We start from the raw sequence: 26,401 nt of genomic DNA, 5'->3' as shown, positions 1-26,401 counted from the left end.
AATGCCAGTCCCCAGCCCGCGCCTAGGGAGTCATTTCTTTAATCTTTAATCTAAAATCCACCCAGGTCTGCTTGTCATGTTTCCCGAACAGCTAACTCAGGAACGTTTCGGCAATGGTAAAGTCATGGTAAACGGAGCACCTCAAGTCTGCTAAAAAAATAACTATGAAGTTTGTCTGCGTTCTATCCCCTCAACGGTTGCTTTCTGGTGGTATCGCATTGCTCGCAGCGATCCTCTTCGAGGGCTTCGCTAACGAGTGCGGTGCATGGCTCGTCGCTCCCAATGCGGCGCGGGCAAATGCTCCTGGGCAAAATTATTCGTCTGGGCCACCGAAAATCCTCGCTAGTAACGATGTTAGTTGCAAGCTTGAAGCGCGATCGCCCGAAACTCGCTGTCCAGTCGGCGGTTTGTTCGTCAAAACTCAAAATACAGCCACAGAGCAAGTCTTTCCTCTCAAACGGACTGAAGTTAAAGCCAAAATAGCCGGCAATATCTCCCGCGTCGAAGTTGTTCAGAAGTTTGAAAATCCTTTCCCCGAATCTTTAGAAGCTGTTTATGTATTTCCCCTGCCCGATGAAGCGGCGGTGGATGACATGGAAATTAAAATCGGCGATCGCACTATTAAAGCTGATATCAAACGGCGCGATGAAGCTTTGGAAATTTACCAAAAAGCTCGTCAGCAAGGCAGAACAGCGGGTTTATTGGAACAAGAACGCGATAATATTTTTACTCAGTCTCTAGCTAATATCAAACCGGGAGAAAAGATTGAAGTTACGATTCGCTACACCGAGAGTCTCAAATTTGCCGATGGCGATTACGAATTTGTGTTTCCCACAGTGGTTGGGCCGCGTTATATTTCGCAAAATACCACCGATGCCGATCGCATTAACCCGCCTGTTTTGCCTCCAAACACGCGCTCTGGTCACGATATTGCTGTTTCGGTAGAAATCGATGCCGGAGTTGCGATCGGCAATGTCCGCTCTACTTCCCATCAAATTACCACTGACCGCAGCGGCAATATTGTTCGCGTCAAATTAGCTGAATCTGACACAATTCCCAATAAAGATTTAATTCTGCGCTATCGAGTAGCCGGCGAAAATACTCGCGCCACAGTCCTGAGTCAATCCGACCAACGGGGCGGTCATTTTGCGACTTATTTAATTCCGGCATTAAACTACAAAAATAACGAAATTGTACCAAAAGATGTCGTGTTTTTGATGGATACTTCCGGTTCTCAACAGGGCGATCCGCTAGCAAAATCTAAGGAGTTGATGCGCCGCTTCATCCAAGGACTCAATCCCAAGGATACTTTTACTATTATTGATTTTGCCAACACTGCAAAAGCGCTTTCAACAACTCCTTTAGCGAATACAGAAGCTAATCGACAAAGGGCAATTAATTATATCGACGCTTTGCAGGCTAACGGCGGCACCGAACTGCTCAACGGCATTCAAACTGTGATGAAGTTTCCGGCGACAAAAACAGGAACGCTGCGGAGTATTGTACTGATTACCGATGGTTATATTGGTAATGAAAAAGAAGTGCTGGCCCAGGTGCAGCAGAGCCTGAAACCGGGAAATCGACTTTATAGTTTTGGTGTCGGTAGTTCGGTGAATCGGTTTTTGCTCAACCGTTTGGCCCAAGTGGGAAGAGGCACGTCTCAAGTAATTCGTCAAGATGAACCGTCAGCAGCAGCGGCAGAAAAGTTTTTTCGTCAAATTAATAGTCCGGTATTGACTAATATTCAAATTAGTTGGGAAGGAGTGGGGGAAAAACCGGAGATTTATCCGATCGCACCACCGGATTTGTTTGCGAGTCAGCCGCTGGTGTTGTTTGGCAAAAAGAGCGATCGAACAAATGGCAAACTGCGCATCCGCGGCACTCAAGCGGGCGGCAAAGCTTACGAGCAGATTTTACCTGTGAATTTTGCTCAATCCGGCGGGCGGCAGCGGGAGTCAACATCAGTCACACCAACCGCTACGGATTTTGGAAATTCGGCGGTAGCTCAACTTTGGGGGCGATCGCGCATTCAAGATTTAATGAATCAAATGTTTGGCGGCGAGACTAAATCTCTGGTGGAAGCTGTGACTAATACTGCTCTAAATTATCACTTGCTGTCGGAATACACGGCTTTTGTGGCTGTGAGCGAAGAAGTGCGAGTCGAACCAGATGGATCTCGTCGTCGCGTGCAAGTGCCTGTCGAATTGCCGCAGGGTGTCAGCTATGACGGTATTTTCGAGCGGGAGGAGAGCGACCAAACGAGAGGTGGCACTCGCAGCTCGAACTCGACTCCCAATTTTGCACGGCCAGTGCCAGCTCCTCGCGCGCTGCCAGCCCCTTACAGCGAGCCACCCCCGCAGCAAATTGCTGCTCGCTTGCAAGTAGTCAGCGCCCAAGGGTTGGATGCTGGGGCGATCGCCTCTCTGAATCAATACCTGCGATCTGTTAATCTCCCAGCGGCGGTTAGCGGCGAGACGGTGTGGGATTTATCCATACAAAACGGCCGCGTTGTGAAAGTCGCGATCCTCTTCGAGGGCTTCGCTAACGACACTCAAACCTCGACGCTGCAAGCAACAGACGCCATTGAGAGTCTCAAGGCAGCCTTGAACTCCTGGCAACCTCCCGCAGGATTCAAGGGCGCGCTGAGGCTAAAGTTGCGGATTAATGCCGATCGCTAAGGAATGACTATCTATGTCACGAAAGATTAACTTTTAATTCAAACATACCGAAAGGGCGATCTCTACCGCGAGAACAATATAAAATCTTTATTAAGAGATCGCGTTTGAACAGAAAGTAATGTTAACAGAAGTTATACGGTTTGATGCCAACGCTAAAACAGTCTAATTTTTGTAACAGTAGAATTTCTGAAACAACCTGAAGATTAAAGATTTCTCGATCGAACTCCCCAATCAGAGAAGGTATCAGGCCCTATGGAAGTTAGCGAACTGCTCAACAATTACGAAAAAGGACAAAGAGACTTTGCTGGAGCCGATCTGGGCGGGGCAAACCTCAGCGGAGCAATCTTAATCGGAGTCAACCTTTCGCGAGCTAATCTTTCCGGGGCGAACCTCAGCAGAGCATTTCTCACCAAAGCAACGCTCAAAGGCGCACTGCTGCACAGAGCAAATCTGAGTTTTGCCAAAATGGGCGAAATCCAACTCTCAGACGCAGATTTGACAAAAGCTAATTTGAGCGGAGCTTTTTTGGTAAAAGCAAAGTTACCGAGAGCAAAGTTAAGCGGCGCAACTTTAACCAGCGCCAACCTACGGAGTGCTGTGTTGTGGAATGCCAATTTGTGCAGCGCCGACTTGCAATTAGTTAACTTCCTCGGCGCAAATCTGACGGGAGCTAATTTTAAATGGGCAAACCTTTACGGTGCAAAGCTCAACAGTGCCAAACTTTTTGGAGCTCAATTAACCGGAGTCAGTCTGCGACGAGCGCAGTTGACAGGCGTGAATCTTTGCGGTGCAGATTTGAGCGGCGTTAATGTGAGCGAAGCTAAACTGATGGGAGCTAATTTGGAAGGCTCGAATTTGGCGGGAGCAAATTTCAGTGCGGCTCAGTTGCGGGGCGTTAAATTGGCGGGAGCAAACTTAACTGGGGCTAAGTTTAGAGGAAGTTGTTTGATCGGGGCAAATCTGAATTGGGCAAAGCTGTGTCAAGCTGATTTGATGGCGGCAGATTTGAGCGAGGCGACGTTAATAGGAGCCAATTTAGATAATGCTTTGTTGACTGGAGCTATTTTGCCCGAATCCACTAGGCGCTACTTTTCCTTAGCTGGGGCGTGCAAAGTCAATTCTTGGGAAGTTTCGGAAGTTAAAAATTGGTAATTGGTAATTGGTAATTGGTAATTGGTAATTGGTAGTATCAAATCCGTTGATATCGGATCTAAAATCCTTATGACTGTTAATTTTGGGTTGGTGCTGGTAACTGCTGCATCGGAGGCGGATGCGGAGAATATCGCTAAAACTCTAGTTGAACACAAGCTGGCTGCTTGTGTTAGTTTGTCGCCAATTCGCTCGATTTATACTTGGCAAGGCGAGATTCATGCCGAGTCGGAGTGGCAGTTGGTGATTAAAACTGATTTGGCTAAATTTGAGGCTTTAAAAACAAAAGTTCAGGAACTCCATTCCTATGAAGTTCCCGAAATTATTGCTATTCCCATTATCGCTGGCAGCGAGGCTTATCTGAATTGGCTGGGACAATCTTTAGGTTCGAGCGTTGGGAATGCAATTCCTTCATGATCCACCTATGAAGACGGACTGAAGTTTCTACTAAAAACGCTCAGAAACCTACATATTTTGACTGCTAGGGCCGATAACACCGACTTTGTGGCGAAAACTTAGTTCGCCGCCGAACCAGCCTGTAACGCCCAGCAAGCTGGCAACGACGACCGACAGTGCTAAACCTGTAAAGACGATCGGCTCAGCAGCATTTCCTTGGCGCAACACCAGGTTAATCAGCGAAAGTACCAGAGCCGCCACATTGCCGCCCATGTGCAACCAACCGGCACTGCGATCGCGCACTCTTTTAATTCTCGTAAAATCTAAAAAGCCCGTGATTCCCGCCAAAATCCCCGCAGCAAAGCCTGCACCAATCAGCCAAACCGAAGCTCTCGCCCAAAATGGATCGCTTGTCAGCCAATAACCGATATCTGTACCGGCGGCTGCGACTAAAAAGGCGATCGGAAACACGATCAGCACTGGGTGGAGGGGATGACCTGCAACTGAAACTGTACTCGTAATGCCGGCGTCGCGATACTCTGTGTCGTCACTTTCTAGAATCGGCGGAATATTGGGATAGGGCGTACTATTTGTTTGATTTGTTTCCATGATTTCTAGCGATAAGTTTTCTACCTACAAAGCCAGTTTTATTGGATTGAGCTTAATCCCAAATTCGCTCGCCATTTTCGTCAACGCGGGCCTGTCGAATTACGTCGGAAATTTCCTCGGCGTCTTTGACGTGGTGCAAAGCTTTCTTTTCCCCGTCCGGTTCTTCTACGATCACATAAGTTGGAACTGTAACTACATCTCCCGTGATGTCGGGCACGTGGTCAACTGCTAATTGCTGAGCTTTTTCTTCGATGCTTTGCGGTTCGTCGGAAATGCGATCGCCCGGATTGACAGTACGGCGCATATCTTTGCCCGGTTTGTCGATACTCATAAAACCTCTGTGGTGTTTCTAATTTTGTGCTGTCTGTAATTGCTACTATTGAACAAAAAATGTGCCTGCGGTAACATCTCCCAAGGGGTGTAAGTTGCAGTTATGCCGATCGCGCATCACCTCTTTCTGTAGGTAGAGACTTTTGGGCCTGTTCCGAAACAACCTAAGCTAAAATCTAAGCATGATATTTTCCTTCCCTTTGAGTTGCTCATGAAAAGTTACGATTGGATTGTTGTTGGCGGTGGCATTACGGGTGCAGCCCTGAGTTACGAACTCGCAAAAAAAGGTTTTGCTGTGCTGCTTTTGGAGCGAGATGCTACCATGCAAAATGCGACTCGTTTTAGTTATGGAGGCTTAGCTTATTGGTCTGGCACGACTGATTTAACTCGTCAATTGTGTCGGGAAGGTATCGAACGCCACCGCAATTTATCGGCGGAATTAGACGCTGATACTGAGTTTCGCGAGTTGGATCTGTTGCTGACAATTGATGCGGACGCTGATATTGAAAAAATAGTAGAAAATTACGCGCATTTTGCGATACCTCCGCAGCTTTTGAGCGTTGCAGAAGCTGGCGAGTTGGAACCTTTACTGAATAAAAGTGCGATCGCCGGAGCTCTAACTGTGCGTCACGGTCACATTTCCCCGACAGCCACAAATATAGCTTATTGTCAAGGGTTTGCGCGGTTGGGAGGAACTATAAAAATTGCTGAAGTAACTGGTTTAATAGCAGAGGGAAATCGGATTTCGGGAGTCAAGACGGTACACGAAAGTTATGCTTGCGAAAATGCGGTGATTTGTGCTGGAGGTTGGAGTCGAACTTTGCTCAAGGCGGCTGGCATTTCTGCGGGAGTTTATTTTAGTCGCGCCGAGATTTTGGAGACTGAACCTGTCGATTTGAAACTCAGGACTTTGGTGATGCCCGCGGTATTAAAACGTTTTGAATTGGAAGCTGAATCGAGTAAAATTGAGGTAGATTTTCTGTGGGATGAACCGGGTAATGAGTTGTTACCACCGATTTTAGATGCTGGTGCAATTCAATTTAATGATGGCAGTTTGCGGATCGGGCAATTGTCTCGAACTTTGAGCGATTTGAATGCTAAAGTCGATCGCGAAACCAGCGAAACCGCAATTCGTGCCGGAATCGGCAAGGTTTTGCCAGCTTTGGCCGATTTACCCGCAACTTGGCACGATTGTATTGTGGCATTTAGCGCGGATAAGCTCCCCATAGTTGGGGAAATTGGTTCTCGCCCTGGATTGCACGTTTTTTCGGGTTTGAGCAATCCTTTGGCGATTGTACCTGCTTTAGCTGAGCGATTTGCTGATTCGGCAGCAGGATCAAAAGATTGGGCGATTAAGAGCGGGATAGCTTCGCTTAACGAGATTTTGTCTCCCAATAGATTTGCTTAAAATGAAATACAAGAATAATGCGACGATCGGATATCATATCACTGATGACCAATGACTAATGACCAATGACCAATGACTAATGACTAAGAAAAGGCAGCGCGACAATAAATGTAGTACCTTTGTCGATCGCACTTTCCACACTTATTGTACCCCCGTGCAGATCAACTATGTGTTTAACAATGCAAAGTCCCAACCCCGATCCTTTAATATTGCCTACATTAGCACCCCGTTCAAACTGCTGAAATAATCTCCCCTGATATTCCGCTGTCATCCCAATTCCTTCATCTCGAACGGAAAAAAATATTTGCTGGTTTTCGCAGCTTAATTCTAAACTGACATTGCCGCCATTTGGAGAATATTTAATAGCATTTAAAAGCAAATTAGTCAGGAGGTTGTGCAGCAATTTTGCATCGAGATTGGCGTGCAGTGGCTCTTTTGGGGCGCGGAAAGTTACCAGGTGTTTGTCGGTGACGAGCGGTTGTAGTTCTTCTAAAAGATAGGTGCAGAACTCCGTTACATTTAGCTGATTTAAATTCAAGGAAAGTTTGCCTGATTCGGCTTTGCTGAGCATTAAAATATCCTCCAGCAATTCGCTCATATTGCGGACGGCTTTTTTGATGCGAGCGACATTTTTATTTGTACTTCCTGGCGTTCTCTGCAATTCGCTATCTTCCAGCATTTCAGCCGATAGCTGTATGGTAGTCAACGGAGTATTTAAATCGTGGTATGCCATTGAAATAAATCGCGCTCTATTTTCGCTCTTTGCTGCTGCCAATGTAATTATTTTTTGCAGCCTAACTGCTTCTTGATGTTTACTCAGCACTATTTTAATGGTGGCGTGTAGCTCTCTTTCTTTAAACGGTTTGAGGAGGTAGCCATAAGAACCAGTATTTTCGGCTCGCTGCAAAGTTTCGTCGTCGGCATAGGCAGTTGTATAGATAATTGGGATATCTAATTTTTGATTGATTATTGCTGCTGTTTCTATGCCATCAATGTCGCCTTTGATGACTATATCCATTAAAATTAAATCTGGTCTCATTTCGGCTGCGCGCTGTATGGCATCGACTCCAGAAGAAACGATGTCGGCGATTTGATATCCCAATTTTTCTAATTTTTTAGATAAATTTTTAGCGATTAATAATTCATCTTCGACAATCAAAATATTAATGATTTTTGCTGGTAAATCCATGTTTTTACAACCTCTGAGAATAGTTTAATTCGTTAAATGTTAAGTGAAATGCTGTGCCGATTTGCCTTGACAGTTCAATGGTTCCTTCTAACTGCTCGGTTAAAGTGCAGACAACTTGAAAGCCCATAGAGTTAGTTTTTCTAAAATCTAAGTTTTGAGGAAAGCCGACGCCATTGTCCTTAACGAAAAGGTGGATTTCTCCATCGCTCGTTTGATAGCATTCTACACTAACTGTCCCGCTAGTACCGTGAGGAAAAGCGTGTTTCAGGGTATTTGAAACCAATTCATTAGCAATTAAACCGCAGGGAGTAGCAGTCTCAATATTTAGGGAGATTGGTTCAGCTAATACCTGCAACTGAATCCGGTTGTCACTTATATTGTAAGAGTGAAACAAGTTACTGACCAAATCTTCTAGATATTCACCAAAATTAATTTGCGCCAGGTTAGTCGAGCGGTACAGTTTCTCGTGAATCAGAGCCATAGAATAAAGGCGATTCTGACTTTCTTCAAACATTTTGGCTATTTGGGGTTCGGCAACTGTGTTAGATTGTAATTCTAACAGACTGGCAACTACGCAGAGGTTGTTTTTGACGCGATGGTGAATTTCTTTGAGCAAAATCTCTTTTTCTTTGAGGGAGTTTTTCAAATTTGCTTCCGCTTGTTTGCGATCGCTCAGTTCCGTTTGCAGTTGCTGGTAGAGTAGAGATTGCTGAATGGCGATCGCCAATTGATTCACCAACTGGTGAAATAAATTGATTTCCCATTCTTGCCACTCTCTGGGCTTATCGCACTGGTGCGCAATCAGCAATCCCCAAAGTTGGCTGTGCTGAATAATCGGCACTACTAACTTTGCCCTAACTTTAATTTGTTTCAGAAACTCCACCATACAAGGTGCAATGGAGGGGTGATCTAGTTCGGATAACGCACAAATTCGCCCTTGCAAATAAAGCTGATAATTTTGAACCGGAAAAACCTCTTCGCCAAAACATCTATCCACCAGTGGGCTGCATCCTTCTGCCACCGCTTCCGCAATGACTCGGCCGCTTTTTTCCGGTAAAATTTGATAAACCAAAACTCGATCGGCTAACAAGACTTGCTGGAGTTCGGCAACCGTGGTATTGAGAATTTCCTCTAATTGCAAGGACTGGCGGACGCGACGGGCGATCGCCTCTACCAGCCGTTCTTGCTCGAACTGCTGTCGCAAAGCTATTTCAGCGCATTTAGAATTGCTGATATCGGCGGCGTAACCAATAATTTCGATCGGAATACCGCTGCTGTTAACCAATATTTTTAGTTCCGTCCGCAGCCAGCGGTAAAATCCGTATCCGTGCAGAAAGCGGTACTCGCAAATGCAATTTTTTCTCTCGGACAAATCAGAAAAATTTACGATAAATTGCGCTCGATCTTCCGGGTGAATACGGCTCGACCAAAAGTCAGAATCTGCTAACACCTCTTGGGGGTCGTAGCCAACGATTGCCTTAACGTTGTCGCTGATGTAAGTAATACAAAAATTCCCCGTCGGTGTGGCAGTAAAAATTACCGCTGGATTAGAAGCAAGTAAAAATTGCAGGCGTTCTTTTAACTGCTGCAATTCCATTTCTGCCCGCTTGCGGCAACTGATATCTTCGATCGCCCCCATGCTGTAAACAGGAATGCCATCGCGATCGCGAATCAGCGTCACCGTCAAGTTTGCCCACATCAACTCGCCATTCTTCTTCGTCAAGCGTTTTTCCATTTGGAAGCGAGAAATATTGCCATCGACCAACTGCTTGATTTGCTCGAATTCTGCTTGTAAATCTTCTGAGTGGGTGACATCAGCGAAACTCATTGCTGCCCAGTCCACATCGCCGTAGCCCAACATCTGGCGGTGAGCTTCATTCACCTTGATCATGCGGTAGTCGCGCACGCTTGCCAAACCGATCGCAATTGGAGCATCATCAAACAAATTGCGAAACTTTTCCTCACTCTTTTGCAGTGCAGCTTCTGCGTGTTTGCGAGCAGTAATATCCCGCGCTACCCAGATCACTCGATCGACTCCCAGTGGCGAAATACTGCCATCAAACCAGATTAACTTCCCACCAATTTCCATGCTGTATTCAACTCTGTGGGTTTCCCCAGATGCCAAGGTTTGGTGAATGTGGCTGAGGCAAAAATTAGCTTCCGCTTCCGGCAACATTTCGGCGAGGGTTTTGCCCAGCGCTTTAACAGCCCGTTTGTAGAGCAGTTGGGGAGACGTGGGGGCGACTTTGAGGTAGCGGCCGCTGGCATCGAAAACCAGCACGATATCCGTCATCGCATTAAACAGCGCCAGCAGTTCAGCTTCAGAGTTTTGCAATTTTTCTGCGGTCAATTTACCTGTTAATACGGCCTGTTTGTAGTGTTCAGTGCGTTGCTGGACTCGCTGTTCTAACTCTACGTTGAATTGTTGCAAAGCGGTTTCTGCAAGTTTGCGATCGCTAACTTGTTTTTCGATTTTTGACTTGTTTTTTAAGAGATCACACTGTTTTTGCTGAAGTTTTACAACTTCTTGCTCCAACATTTTGACTACGCTGTAAATTTCTGGGCGAATCTTTTCTTCGCTGACTAAACCTATGAGTTGACCTTGTTCGTCCACAATTGGCAAGCAATCGATCGAGTGTTGACAAAATAGCTTAAATGCGCTAAAAATATCTGTAAATTCTGATTCTTTTAAGACAATTAAATTCCGCGTCATTGCATCGACAACTTTCATTTCTTGCCATCCTGATTCGGTGGCTAGGTTCAGCATATCACCTTGGCTTAGCAGTCCGACTAGCTGATTTTCCTCGACAACTAAGACGCAACTAATCAATGGTTTTACCGTTGCGTTTGAGTCTGGCAGCGGACAAGGGTTTCTCGCCAGACGCATCAGGGCGATCGCATCCCCGACGGAAGTTGAGGGCGCAACCGTCACAGGATGGCGATCGATAGCTGCTAAGGGCGATCGTAAATTTGTCAACAAATTAGCAAATTCCATCAGTCTAGACCTAAAAAGTATTATTAACTAACTTTAGCAACACTTTTAGTCCTCAGCCAGATGACTGATAACTGATGACTCATGACTGATGACCGATGACCGATGACTAATGACCGATGACTAATGACTAATGACTAATGACTAATTGTTTTTTTACCAACCAGCAGATAAGTTTTCATTCCCCCTTTGCCTTTAACTTCAATAGTTCCCCGCTCCTGAAGCAAATATTTGTGTTCCAATAACTTATAAGTAGTTTCGCTGACTTGAATCCGCCAAGGCAAACCGTGAGATTCCATCCGGGAAGCAATATTTACCGTGTCGCCCCACAAATCGTAAATAAACTTTTTGATCCCAATTACTCCCGCAACGACCGGGCCGCTATGAATCCCGATGCGGATGCTAAAATATTTATTATTGTTAGCATTAAACCGAGCTATCTCTGTTTGCATATCTAAGGCCATTTGGGCGATCGCCTCAGCGTGATCGGCGCGGGGACTTGGCAGCCCTCCCACCGCCATATATGCGTCGCCGATAGTCTTGATTTTCTCTAAGCCATGCCGTTCGCACAACAGGTCGAATCCTGAAAAAATCTGATTCAGGAGTACCACGAGGTCGATCGGATTCATGACCGCAGACAAAGCTGTAAACCCCACAATATCTGCAAACAAAACAGTCACTTCGGGAAAGTATTCGGCAATAGTAGTTTCGTTTTTCTTCAAGCGTTCTGCTATTGCCTTGGGCAAGATATTTAACAGCAACTTTTCTGATTTTTCTTGTTCTTCCCGCAAGGCATCTTCTGCTTGCTTGCGTTCCGTAATATCGTGGTAACTCCAGACTCTGCCGATAATTTTATCTCCCAGCCGCTGCGGTTCCGAATAGCGTTCAAAAAATCTGCCGTCTTGAAATTCCAACAAGTCAAAACTTTCGGCTTCGGGCTGCTCGTAAAGCGATTCTATTCTCTCTTGGAATGCTTGAGGGTCTTTGAGTTGGTTCTGCACAAAAGCGATCATTGTCTCGTCGTCTCGCAGCGCCATCACGTCGCTAGGTACGCCCCACATTTCCACAAATTCTCGATTGAAAGTGACTATTTTCCCGTTCCTGTCAATAGCCAAAATACCGTCAGCAGTAGAATCAAACGTTGCTTGCAGCAAGGACGCAGATTTTGCTAGAGCATCTTCCGCCATCTTTCGAGCAGTAATATCTCGCAAAATAGCGCGAATCGCTACTAACGATCCTTCTGAAAACTTACAGCTTATGCTACCTTCTAGCAAAATTTGTTCGTTTTGTTGAGTGATAAATATTGCTTGAATATAGTCTGGATAAAATGTATTTTTATTGATGTTTTTTTTGACAATAGCTTGATACAATATATCAATAGACTCTTGGGAACTATTAGGATGAATAATATCAAAAACAGTCATTTTTGCAATTTCTGCTTCGCTATAGCCCAGAGTTTCCCGCCAAGCCCGATTCACATACAAAAAATGACCGTCGGCTCCAATACTTTGAATTAAATCAGTAGCATTTTCAAATAAGTCTCGCAGTTGTTCTTCGCTTTCCCGCAAAGCTATTTCGGCTTGCTTGCGCTTGATAAATTGACCAACTTGGCTGCCGATTGTTGCCATTGTCTGGAGCAATTCTTCATCAAAACACTGCACTTCGCGGCTGAAGAAAGTCATCACTCCCAACACAGATCTTTCAGAATTTTCCTGTTCGTAGTCACCCAAAATAGGGAAGCCAAAAGCTCCGTGCAGTCCTTCTTCGGCGGCGATTTCTCGGCGCAGAAAATTGTCACTTTTTGTGACATCCGCAATCCACTCCGAGGAACCGCTGGCCCAAATGAGACCAGACAATCCTTCCCCGAATCCACAGGTCATTTGTTCGGCCAATTCGGCAAATTTGGGGATAGAAACTGAGGGTTTTGTCCAACTCGTGACGCACCGCAGCAAATTGGTGTCATAAATCGTAGTTATTCTCTTACTTCCTAACAGCAGTTTTTTCCCAGCTTCCGGCATCCAAAGTTCGGCAGTATCCCACCCCAAACTGTCGCAAATTGCCGGGAGAATTGCTGCTAGAGCTTTTTTGATTGTTTCGGATGTAGAGAGGATGTGAGTGGTGACGTACTGAGCTACTTTTCGCTTGCGGGCTCGCTGTCTGTCTGTCATGTCGCGGCCAATGTACACGAAATCTTCGATGGCAGCCCTTGCTTCAGAAAAGCTTTTAATATCAGTCGGAATCGCCGTACAGGAAAACGAAACTGTGAGCTTTTCTCCGGTTTTTCCCGTGCAAATTACTTCAGTGCTAGTTTGAGATTGTTGAAGCGGCTCTTGGCTGACTGCTTGCAAAGATGCGCCCTCAGCAGCAAGGGTGTCTATTTGCTCGCCTACTAATTCTGATTCGCTGTAACCGAACAAATCTTGAGCCGCTTGATTGACTTTTTTGATTTTTCCCGATCCCGTTGTCACCAACAAAACTTCGGCCATTGAAGTAATGATTTTTTCAACATAATTATTAGTAGCGGCTAAGGTACTCAATAAAATATTCATTTCATTGGTAGCTTGGACTAGAGTTTGTTCCAAACCCATCCTGTCGGTTACGTCTTCAAAAAATACAATTAATCTGTGATCGTTCTCGTCATTTTTGAGTTCGACGATATACATATCAAAATAAAGCCGCGAGCCATTTTCTAATACCCGAGTTATCGCTTTAAATTCAAAGTTTGGCAACCGCCCTTCCAAAATATCGATTAAAATTTCTTCAGTTCCCACCAATTCGGGAAAGGGAAGGCGCACATCGTTGCCGGCAACTACTTCATCGGGACAGTCAGCAAAGCGCTGCACATTGAGAGATATCTCTTCGATGAAAAAGTCTTGATCCAGTGATAGGTACTCCAAGTGGTGGGGAACCAACAGTTTTTTTAACAGGGTTGTCATGTTGGATTTTTTATTGGTGAACGCGCCCTCTGTTCGTGATAGTCATTAGTCATTAGTTATTAGTTATTAGTCATTAGTCATTAGTCATTAGTCATTAGTCGATTTTAGATTTTAGATTTTAGATTTTAGATTTTAGATTTTAGATTTTAGATTTTAGATTTTAGATTTTAGATTTTAGATTTACTCCACAGATGAATCTGGCAGCTTGAACTTTTGTCTAAAATTTTGGGTTCGACCCTGACGCTCGCGTCGGAAAGCAAGTACCCATTTTGGGGCGGGGTCATGCCCAAATCAAAAATCTTCAATGCTTCAATACGAAAATTGTATTACCTCTATTTGTAAAAGGGAATGGTGACTATAAAGGTAGTGCCTAACCCTGTGTCGCTGGAAAATTCGATTTGACCTCCGTGCAAGTCTACACACTGCTTGACTATGGATAAACCCAGTCCTGTACCGGGTATTTTTCCGACATTTTGGGCTCTGTAATAAGATTCAAACAGTTGTTCTTGGTCTTCTATAGGAATGCCAATGCCTGCGTCTTTAATTTTAAATATAGCTTCTTCATTACGACAATTTAATTGAAAATCAATATAGCTGTCGATCGGCGAATATTTGACAGCATTTGAAAGCAAATTTGTCAAGATGTGTCGCAGCAATTTGGCATCCAGTGCGGGCCAGTATTCTGTTTCCTCCAACTCCCGATCAGTTTGTTTCGCGGGCGGAAGAGATTTTCGGCAAGTAAAGTTAATTTTATGATTTTGTCCGTAACTAATTTTAATGGACTCTACTAACTCGCGGCAAAAATTTTGCAAGTCAACTGGTGCGGGATTGAATTGGAGTTTTCCTGCTTCGGCGCTGCTGAGCAACCGCACATCATCTAATAGCTGAGCCATATATTTAGATGCTGATTTAACGTGTTCGAGATATTCTTGTTTTTCCGCTTGGGTGATTTCGTCGCCGTATTCTTTAAGGATTTGAGTAGCAAATAATACTGTATTTAAAGGATTGCTGAATTCGTGAGCGAGCATCGAGAAAAAACGAGATTTTAGCTGTCTGAGTTCTTGCTCTTTTGCCAAAGAGCGGCGAATTTCCATGTCTTTTTGCTTGCGTTCTGTGATGTCCCTGCCGATATAGACAAAATCGTACAGCCCCTTTAATTCTGTCTGAATTGCCGAACAGGAAAATTCTACCCAAATTTCTGCTCCTGCTTTAGTAGTGCAGACTACTTCGAGTTCTCGAAGCAGCTCTTTTTGAGACAAGATATAGCGGTGGCGAGCTTGGTAAAGCAAGGTTTCTTCGACTACTATTATGGAGAGGGGATGGTCGATCAATTCTGCTTCGCTGTACCCAAATAACCATTGTGCCGATTGATTGACTGTTTTGATAATTCCTAAGGTTGTTGTCACTAACAAAGCATCGCCCATCGAGCCAATAACTTTATCTATATAATCTTTAGAAGCGGCTAAGGCGCTCAGCAAAAGATTAGCTTCATTCGCTCTTTGAATCAAGGATTGCTTCATCACCATTTTTTCGGTGGCATCTTCAATCAAAATTAGCAAATTACTTGCCATATCTTGTTCGTTTTCATGTTCTATAGCCAACATATCGAAGTATAAAGGGCGGTTGTTGTCGGTAAACCGAGCGATACCTTTGAGTTCAAAATTCGGCCGCCGTCCCATTGCGATGGACATCAGGATATTTTCAATACCAATCAGTTCGGGAAAACTGATGCGAGCATCTGCACCGGGGAGCGCCTCACCGGGAGTATCGGCGTAATGCTGGACTTCGGCGGAGATTTCTTGAATGATGAAATTGTGATTTACTATCAAATACTCTGTTTGTCGCTGGCCCAAGAGCTTTCTAAAAAGGGGGTTCATACTTGTTCTACCATTGTGTAAGCTAGTTTATGAAAAATTTCGTCAACGTCTTTGCCTGTTTTAGCCGATGTGGTGTAAACTGCTATTACTTTGTCTTGACCAATTGAGTGAGAAATTTCTACTAGCAGTGCCAATTTTTCCTCGTCAATTAAGTCTACTTTGTTCAAAGCGATGATAATTGATCCTTTGGGATTGACTGAAGAGAAAAGCTTAATGTGTTCGGAGATTCGCTCAACTGTTTCGGTTCGGCTGACATCGGCAACGATTAAAACGCCGCTAGCTCCTTGCAAGTAAGTCGGTGCAATTCCTTTGAATTTTGTATGCCCTTCTAAGTCCCAAATCAGCAACTTTGCTGTGACATTTTCCTGCTGTTTGGTGTTTTCTAATATGATAGTTTTGCGGGAAATTTTTACTCCGACAGTGGAGAGGTACTCGTCGCTGAATTGCTGATCGACTAAACGGCGGATTAGGCTGGTTTTGCCGACGCCAAAGTCGCCGATCATGCACATTTTTTTAGATATAGTAACTGACATAATTATTTGCTGTTGATGGTCTTAGTTATTGGTTCAAATATCACGCATCTGCTTAAAAGTAGCGGTTGATTCGGTTCCACGCCTGCGGGAGGATTTTGGCTACCAACCACTTGGAGGCGTTTCGGGTCAGCACCGACGCGCACTAAAGCCTCTCGCACTGCTGCGGCACGCTGGAGCGACAACCGTTGATTTGTGACAAGTTCCCCAGTGCGATCGCTGTGTCCAATTATCTTAATCTGTTTTTGAGGATATTGATCCATGAAATTTTTGACACTGGCGATGATGTCTCCAGATGTTGAGTTTAATGTTGTCGTTCCTTGGTCGAAGTAGATGCGGCTGGAAATCTTCAGCGGATCTAGTTTAACAGTGCTGACGACGGACTGAACGCCGGGAATTTGCTTGAGGGACTGAGCAATTTTTTGTGAGTCTGCATCATCCATGACTGTCCCCTCTACTGTAACTTTGCGATCGCCATACTGACTAGAAATAGAAACGCCCGATAAGCGGTTCAAAACAACAGTAATCCGCTGCACCTCAGCCGCCGTCAAAACTGGATCGGGAGGTACATCTACAGCGATAATTTGATTGTCTAATTTCAGATTTGGTGCAGTTGATGCGGCTATTTTTGCGGCTTTTGCTCGCAATTCTGGATTTGGCAATTTTCCGGTTAACTTAAGAGTGTTGCCCTCAACGTCGACGCTTAAGCGGTAAACCGCTAATTCTGGGGTCGAGGCTAGAGCTAAAGCGGCATTTGCTTCGAGGCGGCGGTCGATGCTGCTGCGGTGCTGATAAATTCCCCAAGGTACTAAGATTAAGCTCAGCGCTGCCATGCTCAGGCCGAGCAGCATCAAGGGGGGTTTTGTTGATTTTTCCTTGTTGGGCGGGTCTAATAAACTTTGGATCAACGGGTGCAATGACTGCGGTATAGTACCGGGATCGCCGTTAAACTCGTGAATTAATTTAGCGTAATTAAGGATAAGTTTACTAACTGTTTGTCGGACTTTGTTGATGAACGAGTCTGGCGGTTCTCCTTTAATTACCACTGCCATGTAGCAGTATCCCGCTACTTCTAGTATAATTTTTGAATCGCCGTATTCAATTTGATTTAGTTCGGAAATTTCTCCTGGCTGAACGATGCACTCGTTAACAAAGCTGCGAATAGCTGTGAGCATTCCTGCTACCATTTCCGATTCTAACTGGTAGTCGCCTGAGTGTTGAGATTCGGAAATTACCAAGCCTGATGCTTTGTGAATTAAGAATGCTGCTTGGACTGTAAAAGGTATTGATTCTCTGAGGATTAATTCAGCTTCGGAGACTCCTTGTACTTGGGAGCGAATTTTGCGCCCAACTCCTTCCATGCTCATGGCATTTGACACTTTTTCATTGATTGTCTTGATAGCTTCTGCCATGTATCTGGAAATAGTGCTGCCAATGACGGGATAGAGAGCATCCACCATAGAGTCGCGTTCGAGTGCTATTTGGGCTGTAATCGCTTTGCCCATTTCCGGGGCGAGGGCTTGGGCGATCGACTCTTGGTCGAGGCGAATTTGCTCTTTAATTGCCATGCCGATTTCTGGGGCGATCGCCTTAGCAATTTCTTGGGGCGAATTTTTTATTTGTTGAGCAAGGGCGTCTGGGAGCAATTCAGCGATCGCCGAACTCATTGCTGGCCTGTTTTCTACCGTTTTTGCCCTAATTACTTCATCAATAATTGGCACTATCGCCTTAACAACTTCTTCTCTGGAATCGGTAATTTTGCGGCTAAGAATTTCTGCGATCCAAGGCAGCATCAGCGCGATCAGCTCTTGGGGATCGTGGATTTGGTGTTCGAGTTTTCCTAATTTATCGTCGATGGTTGTCAGCAGGTGGCGCACCCCCGGCAAGTCATTTTGTTCCAGGAGATTTTTCACTTGCTCGATATCCGACATTTGCGAGCCAAAAATGAGATTTTGCAGCCTTCCCATCGCGTTGTCGGCTTCATTTAAGTCTTGTTTAATTTCGCCTAATATTTCTGCTCGCTGGGATATCGGTGTCGCCTGTTCTTGCAAGTCTGGCATTGACGGTAGCGAAGCAACCACCGCATCAAAATATATTTTTTCTGACGGCTGTGAAAGTGTGGGAACGGCGCAATTCGGATCAGTTGCTGCGGGTGATGCCACAGTTTGGGGAGTGGGCGAATCCTCTAAAGCGGTGTCAAAATCCTGGAATTTTTCCGCCTGTACGTACTGGGGAGAATCTAATTTTTTCGAGTTGGGCAATTCTGTTATCGGTGGCGATGCTTGCTCAAAATCCGTCTGAGCGATCGCAGAAACATCTGCTAAAACATCTATAGTTTTAGCTGAGGAATAGTTTTTCTCGAGGTCTGAACTGTTGAGTTTGTGAGTAGCGAATAGCCTACTTTTGGACTCATCTGCAACAGCCGGGGAAGCAGTGGAATCCGGTTGGCGAGAGCCAGTTTCTGGGACACTCGCTGCAATTTCCTCTGGCTCTGCGGAGGAAATACCTAGCAAACCCATCAACCCGCCGAGGGCCCCAGCTCGATCGTTTTTGTCTCTGCTGTCACCTTCGGACTCTGGATTTTGCTGCGCTGTAATTTCCTCTGGCTCTGCGGAGGAAATACTTAACAAATCCATCAACCCGCCGAGGGCCCCAGCTTGATTATTGTTGTCGCTGTTGTCAGCTTCGGACTCTGGATTTTGCTGTTTTGAACCAGCAATAATTTTGAGATCGAGCAACAGATTCAGCAAGGGTTCTAGCTGGGTTGCTGCATGAGCAGCAGACTCGTCAGGTTGAGAAACAAAACCCTCTAGCTGATTTTCAACTTCCGGATTTTCTTTCGGTAAAGCCATGCGTTATTATCCGTGATTGTGGCGCTCCGGCAACAAGAATTCGTTATTTAACTTATTATCAGTAACGCCTTTAAGTTCGGGGACAAATTCTGTTCCTTTGAGCCTCATGCCTAGTTCAAACAGAATTTCTGCCATGTCGTCTCTGGAAACTTTAACATCTCTGAGCATGGAAAAGCGGCGATCGAGTTCTTCAAAAACCTGTGTTTTCAAAGTGCGAGTTTCTTCGGAGAGTCGCTCTCTGGTTTGGGAGAGTTCGTCGCGAATGGAACTGGTTTGATTGTCTATCGCCTCGTCGAGGGCTTCGATGGTGCTGGAGCATTTGCGGTTAACGCGATCGATTTGCTGCCGGAGATCGGTGGTTTCTTCTTGCGTGTTTGAGGTGAGCGATTTAACTTTCTTTTCTAACGAATCAACTGCCGCCCTCATTTCTGCGGATAGAACTGTTTTCACTTGTTCGATGCGAGCTTGCATATCTTGCTGCATCATTGACATCTCAGAATCTATTTTATCGAAGCGATTGTCGTATTCTCTAAGCTGCGCCCCGAAAATTATATCTCGAATCTGGTCGATATTTCCCAGCCGCTCGCGCATTTCTTCTTTGGTTATTTCGGCCATGATTTTACCTTGAATCTCCAAAAATTGTGAGTTTAAGAACTGTACTATATTTTTTGTTAAACGGCTAGTCGAACCGTTTGAGCAGCCTCAAAATATGTGCTGCCGACTTTTACTGTGATTGGTGACAGTTGTCAGCTATAGGGATTTTTTGACTTGGCATAGCTCGAATGTTAGACAGTCCCACCCCTTCGTCGGGGATGAGATTCTTGAGAAATTTCACTCTAAATCTCCTGAAATTCAGGTTCTTGGAGTCAATCATCAGAGCCACAACGAGGCTCTCTAAAATAGCGGTTTGCTATGCTTGCCTTGCAGCAAGCTGCTCAATTGTAGACTGTCTCGCAGCCAGCGACGTAGGTTTTAATGTTTTGTACAGATTTTTCTATGATATCCCATATTGACAGTGCCGGTGGGCCAGAGGGCCTGGCCACGGCAAAAAACGGGCGGGGGCGATCGCACAGGTGCCATTATGTATAAAACATCACTTGAAAGATCAAAGTCGGCGGTTGAAACCGCGCCAAGACAAACTTTCGTCCGCCTCCGCGGACTAAAGAGTAGAGTTCAAAATCTCTCCCCGTCTCCCTCTCTCCCCCCGTCTCCCCGTCTTCCCCTTCCCTATAAAAAAGCGTAGGGCCCGATCGACAACGACCAGACCCAATAATATGAGAGCTTTGTTTTTTGTAACAAACGAGATGTGTTTCCGGTAAAGAACAATTACTTCTTACTAGGGTTTACAACTTGTGCAACTTTACTTTTAATCCGCAAGCACAATAAGTCTGACTCGACTGCGGTTTGGCTTGACTGCGCGATCGGCAGTTCTACCACTATTCCAAGTTGTGTTCGGTTAATTTCGGCTGCTCTTGGGAATCTAGACCGGAGACACCATGCCTATATCCTCGAACTTTGTTTCTAAGTATAGCGACCTCCTGTTTCTTTCTGTCCCGGTGTCTATTATTAAGTTAGCACGAGCTTTGGGAGGAGTAAAGCACAATTTGCAAAACTTGATGGGTCTTTACATTACTAAGTATAATGATATGAATATCCACATAGATGTAAGTTAGGACTCACGCACTCCGAACAAAGAAACCGGGTTTTTTCACCGAAATTGAGGATTTTAAGCAAGTATTCTGGTTGAAAAACCCGGTTTCTGGACATCCGTGCGTAAGTCCTATAAATTCTATTGTTGCGACATCTTTACATACTTAACAATTTTTGTCATGTCTATTTCTCCTAAGTTTCTCAGTGGTAGTCAAATTCGCCAAACATTCCTCGACTTTTACGCCGATCGCGGACATAAAATATTACCGAGCGCTTCTTTGGTTCCCGAAGATCCGACAGTGTTGCTGACGATCGCCGGAATGCTACAATTCAAGCCGATATTTCTCGGCCAGCGCACCGCAGAATCACCGCGCGCTACGACTTCGCAAAAGTGCATCCGCACCAACGACATCGAAAACGTCGGCCGCACCGCCCGCCACCACACGTTTTTTGAGATGTTGGGTAACTTCAGTTTTGGGGATTATTTCAAAAAACAGGCGATCGCGTGGGCTTGGGAACTTTCCACGGAAGTTTTCGGTTTACCAGCGTCCAATTTAGTTGTGAGTGTTTTCCGAGAAGATGACGAAGCCTTTGCGATTTGGCGCGATGAAATTGGCATTCCGGGCGATCGCATTCAACGCATGGGAGAAGCAGACAATTTCTGGCAATCTGGCCCCACAGGCCCGTGCGGCCCGTGTTCTGAGATTTATTACGATTTCCACCCAGAAAGAGGCGATAATATCGACCTCGAAGATGATAGCAGGTTTATCGAATTTTATAACCTGGTTTTCATGCAGTACAATAAAGATGCAGAGGGCAATTTAACACCGCTGCAAAATCAAAATATTGATACTGGGATGGGATTGGAACGGATGGCGCAAATCCTCCAGAAAGTCCCTAACAATTACGAAACAGATTTGATTTTTCCGATCGTCCAATCGGCGGCGGAAATTGCCGGAATTGATTACCACAATAGCGATGAAAATGTCAAGGTTTCGCTGAAAGTAATTGGCGACCATATTCGGGCTGTGGTACACATGATTGCGGACGAAATTCGCGCGTCGAATGTAGGGCGCGGTTACATTTTGCGCCGGTTGATTCGCCGGGTGGTGCGCCACGGGCGGCTGATTGGAATTCAGGGCGAATTTACGGTGCGAGTGGCCGAAAGCGCGATCGCCCTTTCGGAAGCAGCGTATCCCAACGTGCGATCGCGGGAAGCTCAAATTAAGGCGGAATTGGCAAGGGAAGAGGCGCAGTTTCTCAAGACTTTGGAACGCGGAGAGAAGCTGCTGGAGGAAATTGTCGATCGCACAAAACAGCAAGCCAACCTACAAATCAGCGGACAAGATGCTTTCACCCTTTACGATACCTACGGTTTCCCCTTAGAACTGACTCAAGAAATTGCTGAGGAACAGGGAATTACTGTTGACTTAGACGGCTTTGAAGTCGCGATGAAGGAACAGCAAACTCGCGCCAAAGAAGCTCATCAAACCATTGATTTGACGGTGCAGGGTTCCTTAGATAAGTTGGCTGAAACTATCCAAGGAACTGAGTTTGTCGGTTATGCTGAATTATCTAGTTTAGCTGAAGTGGAAGTTATCTTAGTTGACGGCCAAGCTGTGGCATCAGCAGAGGCGGGAACCGAGGTACAAATTGTGTTGAACAAAACGCCGTTTTATGCAGAATCCGGCGGACAACTTGGGGATAAAGGTTATTTGAAAAGCGGAGAAAATGGTGATGGTTTGTTGGTGAGAGTTGATGATGTGAAGAAGGAATCGGATTTCTTCGTGCATTTCGGCTTGGTGGAACGGGGAATGCTGAAAGTTGGCGATAGTTTGACTGCAAAAATTGACAATAGCGGCCGCCGCCGAATTCAAGCCAACCACACAGCAACTCACTTATTACAGTCAGCTTTGCGAAAAATTGTAGATGATTCAATTTCCCAAGCGGGTTCCCTGGTATCGACGGAAAGATTGCGATTTGATTTCAATTCTCCCCGCGCTGTGACAGCAGAAGAGTTGGAAAAAATTGAGGATTTAGTTAATAGTTGGATTGCTGAAGCCCACGCTGCTGAAGTTGCAGAAATGCCGATCGCCCAAGCGAGGGAAAAAGGCGCTACAGCGATGTTTGGCGAGAAGTACGGCGACGTGGTGCGGGTAATCGATTTTCCTGGCGTTTCGATGGAATTGTGCGGGGGGACTCACGTCAACAATACGGCTGAAATCGGGCTGTTTAAGATTGTTTCGGAGGCGGGGGTTGCGGCTGGTACTCGCCGGATTGAGGCGGTTTCGGGCCAGGCTGTTTTGGATTATTTGAATGTGCGTGACAAGGTTGTGCGCGATTTGGGCGATCGATTTAAGGCGAAGCCGGAAGAGTTACCCAACCGGATTACTAATTTGCAGAATGAGTTGAAGGATACTCAGAAGCAGTTGGCTGCTGTGAAGTCGGAATTGGCGATCGCGAAATCTGACCAGTTGTTAAATGCGGCTGAGGCGATCGGTGATTTCAAAATCATTGTAGCTCAATTGGGAGATGTGGATGCAGAAGCGCTGAAAACTGCGGCGGAAAGGTTGCAGCAAAAGTTAGGAAATGCTGCGGTTGTTTTGGCTTCGGTTGCTGATGTTGACAAGGTGAGTTTGGTGGCTGCTTTTAGTCCTGAAGTTAATCGGAAGGGATTGCAAGCTGGCAAGTTTCTTGGGGGAATTGCTCAACTTTGTGGCGGTAAAGGCGGCGGGCGACCTAATTTGGCGCAGGCTGGGGGACGTGATGCTAGTAAGTTGCAGTCAGCGTTGGAAAGTGCTCGGAATTTGTTGGTTGAAGGGTTGGGTTAGTCTGGGTTTTGTGTGGGAGACTAAAACCCTTTTTATCTCTCGTTTATAGCGGAGGCTAGATCCCCCTAAATCCCCCTTAAGAAGGGGGACTTTGATCGGAATCTTGTCCCCCCCTTCGTAGGGGCGGTGCCCCCGTGCCCGCCCTGGCTAGGGGGGATCTGGCCTCGGCGGTAAACAAAAGTCTATGCCAGAACCCAGCCACCCACCCAGAAACCGGGTTTTTCTCCCAAATACTTGCAAATAACCCTAAATATCCATAAAAACCCGGTTTCTTGAGCCCCAGAAACCCACCCAAAAAACCCTTGTTTTCCCCGCGCAAAAAATGTAAAATTCAACAAACATGGGTAGTCAAAAATGAACGAAGAACGCCGGGAAGCCGATCAAAATCTGATTCAATCTCTCTTTTGCTGTCCCAGCGAAGAACAAACCGCCATCCTGCAAGCGAATTTAGAATTATTAGACGATGAATTTGCCGAATATTTGCGAGAGTGGGCAACAGAAACCCTGCCCGATCTAGATGCAGATCGAGCAGAAACTCGTGCCAAGATATTATACGATTTAACTCTTAAATTTTTCAGTCTTCAGCAAGGCAGTCGCAGAAGCAACATAGAGATTGCGATTGCTTGTCTGGATATAGGATTAACTATTTTTACCCGCGCAGATTACCCAGAAGATTGGGCAATGTTTCAAAACGGTATAGCAAATGTTTACTGTGACAGAATCAAGGGAGACAGGGGTGATAATTTAGAAAAAGCGATCGGCTTTTATGAAGCAGCTTTAGAAGTTCGCACCCGCCCAGCTTTTCCCGAACAATGGGCAGATACTCAAAATAATTTGGCAACTGTTTACAATGACAGAATCAAGGGAGACAGGGGTGATAATTTAGAAAGGGCGATCGCATTTTATGAAGCTGCTTTACAAGTTCGCACCCGCCCAGCTTTTCCCGAACAATGGGCAATGACTCAAAATAATTTGGCAAATGCTTACTATTCCAGAATCAAGGGAGATAGGGGTGATAATTTAGAAAGGGCGATCGCATTTTATGAAGCTGCTTTAGAAGTTCGTACCCGCCCAGCTTTTCCCCAATATTGGGCAACGACTCAAAATAATTTGGCACTTGCTTACTATTCCAGAATCAAGGGAGACAAAGGTGATAATTTAGAAAGGGCGATCAAATTTTATAAAGCAGCTTTACAAGTTCGCACCCGCCCAGCTTTTCCCCAATATTGGGCAGATACTCAAAATAATTTGGCACTTGCTTACAGTGACAGAATCCAGGGAGACAGGGGTGATAATTTAGAAAGGGCGATTAAATGTTATGAAGCTGCTTTACAAGTTTACACCCGCGCAGCTTTTCCCGAATATTGGGCAAGGAGTCAAAATAATTTGGCAAATGCTTACTATTCCAGAATCCAGGGAGACAGGGGTGATAATTTAGAAAGGGCGATTAAATGTTATGAAGCAGCTTTACAAGTTTACACCCGGCAAGCTTTTCCTGAATATTGGGCAACGACTCAAAATAATTTGGCAAATGCTTACTATTCCAGAATCAAGGGAGACAGGGGTGATAATTTAGAAAGGGCGATTAAATCTCATAAAGCAGCTTTAGAATTCTGCACTCCTACCACCTTACCCCTTGACTGTCTGCAAACAGGCCGAAACTTAGGCCATTTAGGATTTGCCGAAAGTTTGTGGGAAACAGCCATCTTCGGCTACGAAAAAGCCATCGAAGCAGTCGAACAAACCCGCGAGTGGGTAACATCCCAAAGTCGCAAACGACAAATCATCGAAGAAAACCTCAACATCTACGAAAAAATGATGCAATCCTGCATCAATCACCAACAATATCACAAAGCAGTCCAAACCGTAGAACGCAGCAAATCCCGCTACCTAGTCGAACTCTTCATCAACCGCGAAATCTCTCCCAAAACAGCCACAGAATCCGAGAAACAACAACTCAGAAACCTGCGCCGCCAAATCGCCGCCTCCCAACAATTCCTAGAAATACAATCATCGACTCCCCCTCTTCCTCCCCCCCTTAGCAAGGGGGGGCTGGGGGGGGTTCCCGAAGACTCCGACACACAACGCCCAACTCAAACCCACATTCTCAGCCCCGAATCATTTCAACAAGAAAAAGACAAATTAGCAACAACATTGCAGCAATTAGAACAATTGCTGAAACAGATCAAAAAGCGAGAACCAGAATTCACCCTAACTCAAAAAGTCGAACCCATAAACATCGCCGAATTCCAGCAAACATTAGATACAGAAACAGTAATTGTAGAATGGTACATCGGCAACCCCAAATTTAACAACCAAGACTGGGGAGGATCAGCCTTCATCATCACCCGCGACAAAATAGACTTAGTACCAATAACCGCCACCGAATTAGCCGAATTAGAAACCTGGAAAAACGACTATCTCAACGAATACCGCGACAAAGCCAAACAAAAAATCTGGCAAAAAACCCTATCGGCAAAACTGGACAAACTCTCCGAAATCTTGCGCCTCAACGAGATAGTCGCCAAAATCCCCAATCATTGCCACCAACTAATATTAGTACCCCATCGCTACCTGCACCTATTCCCCCTCCACGCCCTACCATTCACATCACAAACCCGGTTCACCCAAGAAACAATGTTTTTTCGCGGAAACCTCCTAGACTGCTTCCCCAGCGGCGTGAAATACGCCCCCAGTTTGCAACTACTAGAACTCGTACAAAACCGCATCAAAACCCGCACATCTCCCGCCCCCGAACTTCAGCCATTATTTGCGATTCAGAATCCCACCGAAGATTTATCGAACGCCGACATGGAAGTACAAATCATCAAACAAAGATTCGATACCCATGACATTTTAATCAAACAACGTAAGGATTCAGGTCTAAGATTGGGGAATTAAAGAAGGCATAAATAAGTCACAAAAATGGGCAGATATAGCATCACGGAAAAAAGCCATTGCACTTTTACCTTGA

At 45.4% G+C, this 26,401-nt stretch carries 15 protein-coding genes; 6 read left to right on the top strand and 9 right to left on the bottom strand.

Annotation, left to right across the window (positions count from 1 at the left end; translation table 11 throughout):
* The first annotated feature begins 164 nt into the window (after nucleotides 1-164).
* The 3 genes from QUB52_RS01485 to cutA all read left to right on the top strand — a co-directional run bounded on the left by QUB52_RS01485 (nucleotide 165) and on the right by cutA (nucleotide 4,244).
* A complete protein-coding gene (locus QUB52_RS01485; protein ID WP_332974867.1) occupies nucleotides 165-2,678 on the top strand; it encodes a VIT domain-containing protein in 2,514 nt (837 codons plus the stop codon).
* A 252-nt stretch (nucleotides 2,679-2,930) separates the two neighbouring features.
* Nucleotides 2,931-3,830: a pentapeptide repeat-containing protein gene (locus tag QUB52_RS01480; RefSeq protein ID WP_265236481.1), complete on the top strand. Its 900-nt coding sequence runs from the start codon at nucleotides 2,931-2,933 to the stop codon at nucleotides 3,828-3,830.
* A gap of 69 nt (nucleotides 3,831-3,899) precedes the next feature.
* The gene (gene cutA / locus QUB52_RS01475; RefSeq protein WP_265236479.1) at nucleotides 3,900-4,244 is read left to right on the top strand and encodes a divalent-cation tolerance protein CutA; all 345 of its coding nucleotides are present in this window, start codon (nucleotides 3,900-3,902) and stop codon (nucleotides 4,242-4,244) included.
* Between the two features lie 48 nt (nucleotides 4,245-4,292).
* Here the strand turns inward: cutA and QUB52_RS01470 are convergent, their stop codons facing one another.
* On the bottom strand, nucleotides 4,293-4,832 hold the full coding sequence (locus tag QUB52_RS01470; RefSeq protein WP_265236476.1) for a DUF2231 domain-containing protein: 540 nt from the start codon (nucleotides 4,830-4,832) through the stop codon (nucleotides 4,293-4,295).
* A 52-nt stretch (nucleotides 4,833-4,884) separates the two neighbouring features.
* Complete coding sequence (locus QUB52_RS01465; RefSeq protein WP_265236474.1) at nucleotides 4,885-5,163, bottom strand: hypothetical protein; 279 nt, start codon at nucleotides 5,161-5,163, stop codon at nucleotides 4,885-4,887.
* Nucleotides 5,164-5,373: 210 nt separating this feature from the next.
* Between QUB52_RS01465 and QUB52_RS01460 the strand changes: the two genes are divergently transcribed.
* Nucleotides 5,374-6,570 (top strand): NAD(P)/FAD-dependent oxidoreductase, encoded by a 1,197-nt coding sequence (locus QUB52_RS01460; RefSeq protein ID WP_332970062.1) that lies wholly within the window; start codon nucleotides 5,374-5,376, stop codon nucleotides 6,568-6,570.
* A 76-nt stretch (nucleotides 6,571-6,646) separates the two neighbouring features.
* Here the strand turns inward: QUB52_RS01460 and QUB52_RS01455 are convergent, their stop codons facing one another.
* The 7 genes from QUB52_RS01455 to QUB52_RS01425 all read right to left on the bottom strand — a co-directional run bounded on the left by QUB52_RS01455 (nucleotide 6,647) and on the right by QUB52_RS01425 (nucleotide 19,561).
* Nucleotides 6,647-7,759 carry a hybrid sensor histidine kinase/response regulator gene (locus QUB52_RS01455; protein ID WP_265236471.1) on the bottom strand — a complete coding sequence of 371 codons (1,113 nt, stop codon included), beginning with the start codon at nucleotides 7,757-7,759 and terminating at the stop codon, nucleotides 6,647-6,649.
* 4 nt (nucleotides 7,760-7,763) lie between these two features.
* Nucleotides 7,764-10,754, bottom strand: a complete 2,991-nt coding sequence (locus QUB52_RS01450; protein ID WP_332974865.1) for a PAS domain S-box protein — start codon at nucleotides 10,752-10,754, stop codon at nucleotides 7,764-7,766.
* Nucleotides 10,755-10,888: 134 nt separating this feature from the next.
* Complete coding sequence (locus QUB52_RS01445) at nucleotides 10,889-13,687, bottom strand: adenylate/guanylate cyclase domain-containing protein (protein ID WP_265236469.1); 2,799 nt, start codon at nucleotides 13,685-13,687, stop codon at nucleotides 10,889-10,891.
* A gap of 332 nt (nucleotides 13,688-14,019) precedes the next feature.
* Nucleotides 14,020-15,564, bottom strand: a complete 1,545-nt coding sequence (locus tag QUB52_RS01440) for a sensor histidine kinase (RefSeq protein WP_265236468.1) — start codon at nucleotides 15,562-15,564, stop codon at nucleotides 14,020-14,022.
* Nucleotides 15,561-16,097, bottom strand: a complete 537-nt coding sequence (locus tag QUB52_RS01435) for a Rab family GTPase (RefSeq protein ID WP_332974864.1) — start codon at nucleotides 16,095-16,097, stop codon at nucleotides 15,561-15,563. Before QUB52_RS01435 ends, QUB52_RS01440 begins: the two co-directional genes overlap by 4 nt.
* A gap of 2 nt (nucleotides 16,098-16,099) precedes the next feature.
* Nucleotides 16,100-18,946 carry an OmpA family protein gene (locus tag QUB52_RS01430; RefSeq protein ID WP_332974862.1) on the bottom strand — a complete coding sequence of 949 codons (2,847 nt, stop codon included), beginning with the start codon at nucleotides 18,944-18,946 and terminating at the stop codon, nucleotides 16,100-16,102.
* Nucleotides 18,947-18,952: 6 nt separating this feature from the next.
* Nucleotides 18,953-19,561: a hypothetical protein gene (locus tag QUB52_RS01425; protein WP_332974861.1), complete on the bottom strand. Its 609-nt coding sequence runs from the start codon at nucleotides 19,559-19,561 to the stop codon at nucleotides 18,953-18,955.
* Between the two features lie 1,214 nt (nucleotides 19,562-20,775).
* On the opposite strand from QUB52_RS01425, the gene alaS reads away from it, so the two are divergent.
* Entirely contained in the window at nucleotides 20,776-23,427 is a 2,652-nt protein-coding gene (gene alaS / locus QUB52_RS01420) for an alanine--tRNA ligase (RefSeq protein ID WP_332974860.1), read from the top strand.
* Nucleotides 23,428-23,781: 354 nt separating this feature from the next.
* Nucleotides 23,782-26,328, top strand: a complete 2,547-nt coding sequence (locus QUB52_RS01415; protein ID WP_332974858.1) for a tetratricopeptide repeat protein — start codon at nucleotides 23,782-23,784, stop codon at nucleotides 26,326-26,328.
* Nucleotides 26,329-26,401: the final 73 nt, after the last annotated feature.

It is taken from the genome of Microcoleus sp. A6-C6 (genome assembly GCF_036705955.1).
GTDB lineage: Bacteria > Cyanobacteriota > Cyanobacteriia > Cyanobacteriales > Microcoleaceae > Microcoleus.
This window is presented reverse-complemented; position numbering and strand designations above follow the sequence as displayed.